This window comes from Cellvibrio sp. (assembly GCF_053579595.1).
The window spans coordinates 1-2,553 of record NZ_JBRFPI010000513.1 but is presented as its reverse complement, the minus strand read 5'-3'; the positions used below and the strand labels follow the sequence as shown (position 1 = coordinate 2,553).

Below are 2,553 nucleotides of genomic sequence, written 5' to 3'. Positions count from 1 at the left end.
CCGGAAGTACGCCGGATTGCGGAAGAACACGGTCTGGTTACTCACAACAAAAAGGACAGCACCGGGATTTGTTTTATCGGCGAGCGCCGCTTTAAAGACTTTTTGCAACAGTACCTGCCCGCACAACCCGGTGAGATTCAAACTCCGGACGGAAAAGTGATCGGCGAGCATATGGGTCTGATGTATCACACCATTGGCCAGCGTCAGGGGTTGGGCATTGGCGGCGTAAAAGGTGCCAACGAAGAGCCCTGGTTCGTTGCGCAGAAAGACTTGACGCGCAATGTACTGGTGGTGGTACAAGGTACGGATCACCCTCTTTTATACACCAATCACTTAATTGCCCAACAGGCCCATTGGATTAACGGTACTCCGCCCTCATCTTCCTTTACCTTTACCGCCAAAACCCGCTACCGCCAACCCGATCAGGAGTGTGTGGTAACGCTAATGGCCGATGGCACTCTGGACGTGAGCTTTTTGCAACCGCAGCGTGCGGTGACGCCCGGACAATCAGTCGTTTTTTACAGTAACGATGTGTGCCTTGGTGGCGCCGTGATCGAATCTACCGACAACCGCTAACCCGTTAATTAAATCCCTTTTCAAGTAGCTGAGAGAATTTCGCGTGAGCAAAAACTGGCAAGACATTACCCTCGCCCTCGCAGGCGTATTTCAGGCAACTGCATTAGTTGAACAGGTTGCAAAAACAGGCCATGTCCCGCCCGATGCTTATAAATGCAGTATTGAAAGCATGCTCGACCTCAACCCCGAGAGCACACTCGCCGTTTACGGCGGGAATCTGGAAAACCTGCGTACCGGACTGGAAGTGATGCGCGAGTTGTTGCGCCCCGGCTCGCAAAAACACCGGGAAACATTGCGCTATGGTTTAGGTGTGTTGCACTTGCAGAAAAAACTCGCTGGCCGACGCGATATGCTCGGCGTTATCGGAAGTCGGCTGGAACAAGTCGCACAACAGGCGCAGCATTTTTCATCTACCCACGAAAACGTTATCGCCAACCTGGGGACGCTCTATACCGAGACACTAAGCACCTTCCGTTTTCGCATTCAGGTCAATGGCGACTACAATTATCTGCAACAACAGCGCATCGCCAACCAAATCCGCGCCCTGCTGCTCGCGTCAGTGCGCTCCGCAATATTATGGCGACAAGTTGGCGGCAACCGCTTGCAACTCCTGTTTTACCGTAAGCATATTGCGCAACAGGTCGATGATTTTTTGCGCCGGATGTAATTCGGCCGCATCACACAGAATTCGCATTGTATTTTTATCTTTTTAATCTTTAATCGAGAAGCACCATGGACAATTCATTTAACACGCTCACCGCACTTAATGCGGTATCTCCAGTCGATGGCCGTTACGGCAGCAAAACTATTGCACTGCGCAGCATTTTCAGCGAATTCGGTTTGATCCGCTTCCGCGTAGAAGTGGAAGTGCGTTGGTTACAACAACTCAGCCGTTTGGCTGGGGTACCGGAAGTACCGGCATTTAGTGCAGCGACCAATGCCATTCTCGACAAAATTGTTACGGACTTTAACGAAGCTGATGCACAAGCGGTAAAGGATATTGAGCGCACCACCAATCACGATGTGAAAGCGGTTGAATATTTTCTTAAAAATAAATTCGCCGGCAATACCGAACTCGAAGCAGTATTGGAATTTGTGCACTTCGCCTGCACTTCGGAAGATATCAATAACCTCTCGCACGCATTGATGCTGCGCGAAGGCCGCAAAGTATTCCTGAAAGATGCAGAAGCGATTATCGATGGCATCGCCAAACTCGCACACGATTACGCGGCAGATTCCATGCTCTCCCGCACCCATGGCCAAACCGCATCGCCCACGACGGTGGGCAAAGAAATGGCGAACGTGGCTGCGCGTTTACGTCGCCAGTTAAAAACCGTTAAAGAAGTGGAATTGCTCGGCAAAATTAACGGTGCCGTTGGTAACTACAACGCACACTTGTCTGCCTACCCGGATGTCGATTGGCAAACCAATGCCAAAGAATTTGTTGAAAGCTTGGGATTGAGCTGGAACCCCTACACAACCCAAATCGAACCACACGATTACATTGCTGAATTGTTTGATGCGATTGCACGTTTTAACACCATCGTGATCGATTTTGACCGCGATGTATGGGGTTATATCTCGCTCGGTTACTTCAAACAAAAAACCATTGCCGGGGAGGTGGGATCTTCCACTATGCCGCATAAAGTGAACCCGATTGATTTTGAAAACTCGGAAGGTAACCTGGGAATCGCCAACGCGATTTTTACTCACCTCGCACAAAAACTGCCTATCTCCCGCTGGCAGCGCGACCTGACCGACTCGACGGTATTACGTAATATGGGCGTGGCGTTTGGCTATACCTTGCTGGGCTATGACTCTTGCCTGCGCGGCCTGAACAAACTGGAAATCAATGCCGAGCGCATGCAGGCCGATCTGGACACCAGTTGGGAAGTGCTGGCCGAGCCGATCCAGACCGTCATGCGCCGCTACGGTGTTGCCAACCCGTACGAGCAGTTGAAAGAACTCACTCGTGGT

Annotated in this window: 3 protein-coding genes; all 3 read left to right on the top strand. The window is 51.0% G+C overall.

The genetic code is table 11. The annotated features are described in order from the left end of the window. Positions 1–576, top strand: a 576-nt coding sequence (locus ACWA6V_RS20540) for an MnmA/TRMU family protein (protein ID WP_449524231.1), incomplete at its 5' end; no start/stop codon positions are given. Between the two features lie 43 nt (positions 577–619). Then, entirely contained in the window at positions 620–1,243 is a 624-nt protein-coding gene (gene hflD, locus ACWA6V_RS20535; protein ID WP_310072292.1) for a high frequency lysogenization protein HflD, read from the top strand. 65 nt (positions 1,244–1,308) lie between these two features. After that, a partial coding sequence (purB, locus tag ACWA6V_RS20530; protein WP_449524230.1) for an adenylosuccinate lyase occupies positions 1,309–2,553 on the top strand: 1,245 nt, incomplete at its 3' end.